This window comes from Cryobacterium sp. Sr8, from assembly GCF_004403225.1.
In the GTDB taxonomy this organism is placed as follows: Bacteria; Actinomycetota; Actinomycetes; order Actinomycetales; family Microbacteriaceae; genus Cryobacterium; species Cryobacterium psychrotolerans.
Window position 1 is genome coordinate 1 of record NZ_SOHO01000023.1, and the last position, 6,628, is coordinate 6,628.

The window sequence follows — 6,628 nt, forward strand, 5'->3', positions numbered from 1 at the left end:
CGCAAACCACGATATCGAGACCGTCGTGTTCGTCGGCGACAAGAACGGTCGCCTGTCTAAGCGTCTCGAGTTCGCCACGACGATACATAGGACCGGCGTGGAGGGCATCTCCGCTGTAGAAGTCCATCAATGTATTTCGCGTTGCGACCATCTGATCGCGGTTCACTACAGCCACGCCAACAATGTAGAACGTGCGGTCGCCGTCGATTTCGAAACTCTCGTCAATGAATGCGACCGGCGCATCATTGTCTGCATAGAGTCGCGCGAGCTTGTCGTGAATGTGGCCCCACCGTCAACGGTTAAAGAAAGCAGCCCCAGGCAGTCCGTAGACATCTGGGGCATAACGCCTCACCGGCAAGAATAAGAATATTCGAGCGAGCTACCCGCGTTGCTTGATGNAGTCCCTGAGGGCGCCATGGCGGAGATGGCTCACAAACGCTGACACGCATAAAAAATGCCACCTGATCAGGCATTTTATCAGAGCACCCGATAGGCTGCGACCGCGTAGCGGCCTCGGAGAGGTACTCGCAGCCTATCGGGTGCTGAAAATTGACGCAAAATGAGCCCCTTGGACTCTGACCATGACCCGCCCAGCGGGAACCAGGGCGGCCGCGAGGGCATACGCGGCATCCGAGCCGCGATCCAGGACCAGTTCGCGAACCGGAACAACGCGGCCGAGACCGCGGCCGGTTGCGCAACCTAACTCACTCATTCAACGCGTTTCAGCAATGGCGCGATCTCTCCGCCCGAATCGCCAAGAGTAATGAAATCTCCTCTGATCAGCATTTTACTTGACATATTATCCATTATCGGTCATATTGGGTGGGATTTAGAGTGTGATCAAACTGTCATGCAACGTGGTAAATGGCTAAACTTTTGCACATGTCACTACCCCAGCCCGGACTGAGGGCGTACGAAATGTCCGTTCGTTCGGACGTCACTGAACTTGTCGGCCAGCTGCGCGAGCTCTTGGGCGCCCAACTGGTTGCCTATCTGGGTTCCGTGACCGAAACCCGCGCCGTACGACAGTGGGCCGATGGCACCCGTAAGCCACCAGCGGAGGCGATTCGCCGGTTGAGGCTCGCTTACCAGGTCGCTGGTCTGCTCAACGAACGGGACCAGCCGCCGGTGGTCCAAGCTTGGTTTCAGGGGATGAATCCGCAGCTCGAAGACACGGCGCCGGCACGGCTCATCCGAGAGGGCAACCCGGATGAAGTCGGCCCTCGCGTGCTGGCCGCAGCTCGCGCGTTCGCTGCCGTCGGATAGCGGACCCCACTCCGGCCGCAGCCAACTGTTTGGCCCCGGATGCTGCTCGCTATGCGTTCAGGACAGTCGGGGGCGTCGAATTTCAGCGGCTGCCGGAATCGTCCGAGAATACGAGATCGAGTCGCATCCGCCGGGGTCAAAACCCAGAATTTGGTGTAATACTGGTGGTATTGAAGTGGTTATGCGGGTTTTCTCGGATTCCACCGGCGATTGGAGGATCACATGGCTATCACGACGCACGTTACCAACGCCCACACGAGGATGATCAAGCTCGACATTCGGGAGATCACTCGCCGATTGAATGGGACTCTGGGCGGGACTCTTGTTGCCTCTCTATCCGGGAGCAAAGACGCGAAGCTCCCGTACCGGTGGGCGAAGGCCGATGGTCCCGCGCCGAAGAACGAGGCGATGCGACGCCTTCAGTTCGCCTACGAGCAGTGGACGATGCTGGCCGCGGCTGAAGGTGAGCACGTCGCCCGCGCCTGGTTCATTGGAGCGAACCCGTGGCTCGGGTATGACACCCCGGTCACCGCCATTCGTGAAGACCGGTTCAAGGACGTAGCCACAGCGGCTCAGGCCGTCATCGACGATTCCTTCTCCGGCTGATGCAGGTTTGTGCCCGCTCTGGGCTGGAGCTCGTGGATGATCCGATGCCTGGCAACTACCGCATTGCTCGTACTTCGTTCGGGCCGCTCGCCCCGGTGCCCCGAGGACTAGAACCTGACGGCTCTCTCGACCCTGCCGGTTGGAGCCGTTTCGATACTGTCGGGCGCACTCTGTACTCCACTGACGACCGGCTCACGTCTTTTATGGAGCTTCTGGCTCCGTACCGTACCGAAATCAACGGCGCCCGTCGCGCCCTGCAGAAAGACGCGGATGCGATGGGTGTCCCGCTCGATGAGTACTGGGCCATGGTCGTCGCCGACTGGGATGAGGCCGGAACGATGCGGGACAGGTGGCTGCCGAAAGTGTGGCGAGATGGCCGGGTTATCTATCGCTTGAACTATCCGTCTGGTTGGTGGGTGGACATTACATCAACCAGGACCCTCGTGGCGCTGTCCGCGCACCTCGACAGCGAGCTGACTGACCTGGGTGTTACCGGAGGCCTCACCGTCGCCCACGTCACAAGTGACGATCGGGCGATCACCACCTTGATCGCGGGGTGGCTCAGAGACACGGTGACACTTTTTGACGGTACGCAGCCCCTCGGGGTTCGCTTCATCTCCAAGCACGGGCACCCCACGGTGGAACCGGAACATGCTGGGCGTATTGGATGCGCGCGACCGACGCAGGGTTGGACGAGCCGATCAAAGTCATCGACGATATCGCTATCGCCGAGCGTGACGCGGACTTGAAAACGGCACAGGAGTTCTGCAAGATCCAGACCCGTTGACCACGGACAGCAGAAACGCTAAACCTCGCGTGTCGGCCTCTTCGCGCGGGATTTCACGTGTGCCGCTATTCATGGGTTGAAAGACAGAGAAAGTCTCGACGGGTGTCCCGAAAGCGCATGTGAGCGGGGTTTCCTTACGGGCGGGGTAAATGCGACTCTCTTGGCCGAGCGAGCCGTGCAGGCCCGCGTCCACGGGGCATATCCGTATGAGGCTTGCGTCTCATAAACGCTCCGAGATCCCAAAGTCCTTCGCAATCTGGTTCAGCGGGGCTTCGTGCTTCCTGGCCACGGCGACAACGTCGCGGCGGAACTCGGGTGGGTAGGGCTTGGGCATGATGACATCCTTCCAGCGAAGACGAATCTCCACAGGTCAGGAGTCAACCAAACCGGGGGCAGTCCCCAGTTCATCGCCGCGTTACTGTTCATCATCATTGGCGTAAGGATTAAGGTGCCGACGGCCAGGAAATGATCACACGGTACGGTTCCCAAGGCCGAGGCTGCTCCATAACCGGAGAAATTGATCACAACGGAGCGGGATCAACGTTCGAGGTCGCGTTTGCGACGGGTGCGGAATACCGCAAGGATCAGTCCAGCAAGTCCTAGACCAGAAACGACGAACTCGATTGTCTGGCCAGCGATCATGGCGAGTGTCTTTGTCGTGCTGAGTGGCACCTCCTGAATCATCGCCCCCGGTTTGAAGGTTGGCAGCCGGTCGATGGTGCTGCCGTCTGGGGCGATGATCGCCGAGGTACCAACGGTTGACGCGTTCACGACGCTGCGACCGGTTTCGATGGCACGCAGACGCGCGACTGCGAGCTGTTGGACGCTCTCGTCGGTGCGCCCGAAGTCTGCGTTGTTCGTCGGCGCGAGGATGACGTTCGCTCCCCCGGCGATCATTTGTCGGATGAGGTTGTCATCGACGATGTCGAAGCAGATGGCGAGCCCGGCGGCTACACCGTTGATATCGAACAGATTGTCGCGGGTACCGATTGTGAAATCGCGTGGGATGAGCGAGAACAGGTCGGGGGCCAGCGGATACCAGAAGTCACGGTCGGGGATGTATTCAGCAAATGGCACTGGGTGAATTTTGTCGTACTGATCGATGGCGGCCTCCCCGTTCTTCCAGAGCAGCAAGCTGTTGTAGATGCCGCTACCGTCGGATGTGATGGTGCCAGTGACCAGCGGCGCACTCATTCCCGCCGTCACCTGGTCGAGCGTTGCAGCGGACCGGCTGTTCTCCAGGGGGTTGAGGTCGGAGGCGTTCTCCGGCCAGACGACGAGGTCCACGTCTTCGCCGTAGAACGGTTCGGTGGCAGCAACATGGTCGTTCAGGATCTGGCCTGGCGTGTATTCGGCGAACAGTCCGGCATCCGCGTTGCCTTGCACTGCCGCGACTCGCATGGTTCCGGACTCGACGATGGGAAAGGCAGGTATGGAAAGCATCAGCGCGATCAAGCCAATAGGTGCGCTGCTTCGGAGCATTCGGCTTCGGGCGGCTGGTTCTCGCGTTACCTGGATTACCAGGGCGCTGGCCCACGCGATGAGGAACGACAAGCCGGATACGCCGACCCACGCGGCCAGCTGTCCGAACGGGCTTTCCGATTGGGAGAAGGCGAGTCGTCCCCACGAGAAGCCCCCGTATGGCCAGTTGCTCGTGAGGTACTCACGAAGAGTCCACAGACCCGCGATGATTACGGGTGTCAGGCCGAGGCGTCCCCATGCGCCGGGGAACGCGCGGTCGGTGCAGCGCCAGGCGAGGGCAATGAGCACGCAGCCCAGCGCGAAGAAGATCGCTTCCAGGCCGGCCAAGGCCAGCCACGGCACCGGCCCCAGGTAGATGGTGAGCCAGAGAATGTGGGTTCCCCAGAACGAGAACCCTCCGAGGAAGCCAACTCCAAGCGCCTCCCACACCCCGCGACCGATGAGGGAGAAGAGGATGAGCGGGGTGCCGACAAAGATCAGCGGCCACCAGCCGGCGCCGGGGAACGCTAAGGCGTTCAGCACGCCTCCGAGCGCGGCGACAGGGGAAGCAAGCCACAAGGGAAGCCTGTTCCCGCTCGATGCAGCTCGTGCTAGTAGTTCCGCGGTTGGAGTGCGCTCACTTAAGGTAAGCAAGGACGCCCATCATTCCGGCTTCACCGTGGTAGAGGTTGTGGCAGTGGGTGAGCCACCGACCGGGGTTGTCCGCGGCGAAGTCGACGGTCAGAGTCCGGCCGGGCAGAACGATCGAGGTGCCTTTGCGCGGTCCGCCACCCGCATGTTGGAAGGTGTGACCATGCAGATGCATCGGGTGCCACATCTGGGTGGTGTTGACGAAGTTGATGCGGACGCCCTCACCGGTCGCGATGGGATACGGATTTTTCATTGGCTTGTCGAGCGTGAACGTCCGGTTGTCCAGTGACCAGTCGTACCTGTCCATGTTCCCGCGCAACCGGATCGTGAGTTCACGGTCCGGTTTGCGGCGTGACAGTGTGACGTCGTCTTTCGCTCGTAGTTTGTCTGCGGTTGCCAGGCGGCCGGACAATTCGGGGAGTGTGATATCGCTAGGTGGGGTGGCGCCGGGGCCAGTCCGGACGACTGCGAAGGCCCGGGCCTTTTTCCCTTCTGCTTCGGCGACGAAGGCGAATGCGCCGTCGTCGAGCGTGACGATCACGTCGTAGCGTTCGCCCATCCCGATTAGGACAGAGTCGACGTCGAGGGGCTCCACCGGGCATCCGTCGGTGTGGGTCACGGTTAGTTGGTGTCCGGCGAGGGCGACCCGGAATGCCGTGTCGCTGCCAGCGTTGATGAGACGGATGCGCACTCGTTTCCCCGGCGCGGAGGTGTATGTTTCCGGGTCCGCGGGCGGGCGGCCGTTGATTAGATAGTGGGGGTAGTACACGTCACCGGCATCCCCGCCGCGAGCATCCGATTTGGCGCCCATGAGTGTGTTCCCCATCCTCATCATCATGCCTCCCATTCCCTGGGACAGTTCAGCGAGCACTTCTGGTGGTGTGGCAGTGACGCCGTCGAGCCAGTCGTCGAGGACGACGACCCACTCCTCATCGTAGGCCAGTGGCTCGCGCGGGTCGTCGATGATAAGGGCGCCGTAGAGGCCGCGGTCCAGCTGAGTTCCCACGTGCGGGTGGAACCAGTACGTGCCCGGGTGAGGCATGGTGAATTGGTAACGGAATGAGGACTCCGGCGCGATGGCGCCTTGGGTGAGGTTGGGTACCCCGTCCATGTCGTTGCGCAGCGCGACTGAAGGTGCAGGAACGGGCCTCCCGGTCGGGGCGCCAGCGGAAGAACTGCGCCGTGTGGCGAAACCGCGCCCCCTTCATCTGTAGCGCACCTCGACCACACGCATCGGCCGCAGACGAACATACGAGGCCGCGTCCCTACTCGGTGACATCGGTTTGTTTCAGTTGGCCAAGCAGGTCCAACAGGGCAGACTGGTCATGAGCCATCGTGCGTTGTGTCCTCTCGTGAGATTCCTAGACAGTTCTCATTGACCATTGAACGATGGCTCTTCACGTCGACGGAACGACACTCAAGAACGAGATTTACACCACTCCACGGACGTGACCACGCGCCCGACGCGTTTGACGGCTGATTCGTCAGCGGACTTTTGCGCCGGACGGAGATGGTGATCACAGGGTGTTTCTCGCCGATCCCGACTGTGTGGAGGTTGGCTAGGCGACAGCTAGAGTTGCCGTCCTGGACAACGACCGACCACCGACCATCCGCGATGGTGACACGCAATGAGTGTCTTCTTGTGCGCGGTATCAATGGCTGTGCGCGAGCGGATGGCCCAGCTCCAAGGGGGTTCGGCGTCAAACGAGCATTGCTCCGACTCCGTGGGCGGGAAAGCACTAACAGTACGAACTACCCACGACGAACGGGACCTCCTCGTTGGCCGCTAACCAAGGAGACAATCGTGAAACGATATTCCATGGGGATTTTCGGGGCCTCGACCGTTGCGTTACTCGC

7 protein-coding genes are annotated in these 6,628 nt (G+C 61.0%); 5 read left to right on the forward strand and 2 right to left on the reverse strand.

Going from position 1 to position 6,628, the window contains the following annotated elements; translation table 11 throughout:
• From E3T54_RS16640 to E3T54_RS03145, 5 genes are all read left to right on the forward strand, one after another.
• The coding region (locus tag E3T54_RS16640; RefSeq protein ID WP_166804812.1) for a hypothetical protein at positions 1–364 on the forward strand (364 nt) is incomplete at its 5' end.
• Positions 365–568: 204 nt separating this feature from the next.
• Positions 569–703 (forward strand): hypothetical protein, encoded by a 135-nt coding sequence (locus tag E3T54_RS17530; RefSeq protein WP_255452812.1) that lies wholly within the window; start codon positions 569–571, stop codon positions 701–703.
• A 179-nt stretch (positions 704–882) separates the two neighbouring features.
• Entirely contained in the window at positions 883–1,266 is a 384-nt protein-coding gene (locus E3T54_RS03135; protein WP_134474539.1) for a hypothetical protein, read from the forward strand.
• A 222-nt stretch (positions 1,267–1,488) separates the two neighbouring features.
• A complete protein-coding gene (locus E3T54_RS03140) occupies positions 1,489–1,872 on the forward strand; it encodes a hypothetical protein (protein ID WP_134474540.1) in 384 nt (127 codons plus the stop codon).
• Positions 1,873–1,904: 32 nt separating this feature from the next.
• Positions 1,905–2,621, forward strand: a complete 717-nt coding sequence (locus E3T54_RS03145) for a hypothetical protein (protein ID WP_134474541.1) — start codon at positions 1,905–1,907, stop codon at positions 2,619–2,621.
• A gap of 575 nt (positions 2,622–3,196) precedes the next feature.
• Here E3T54_RS03145 and lnt read toward each other — a convergent pair.
• Both lnt and E3T54_RS03155 read right to left on the reverse strand, forming a co-directional pair.
• A complete protein-coding gene (gene lnt, locus E3T54_RS03150; protein WP_241977029.1) occupies positions 3,197–4,663 on the reverse strand; it encodes an apolipoprotein N-acyltransferase in 1,467 nt (488 codons plus the stop codon).
• A gap of 94 nt (positions 4,664–4,757) precedes the next feature.
• On the reverse strand, positions 4,758–5,882 hold the full coding sequence (locus tag E3T54_RS03155) for a multicopper oxidase family protein (RefSeq protein ID WP_134474543.1): 1,125 nt from the start codon (positions 5,880–5,882) through the stop codon (positions 4,758–4,760).
• Positions 5,883–6,628: the final 746 nt, after the last annotated feature.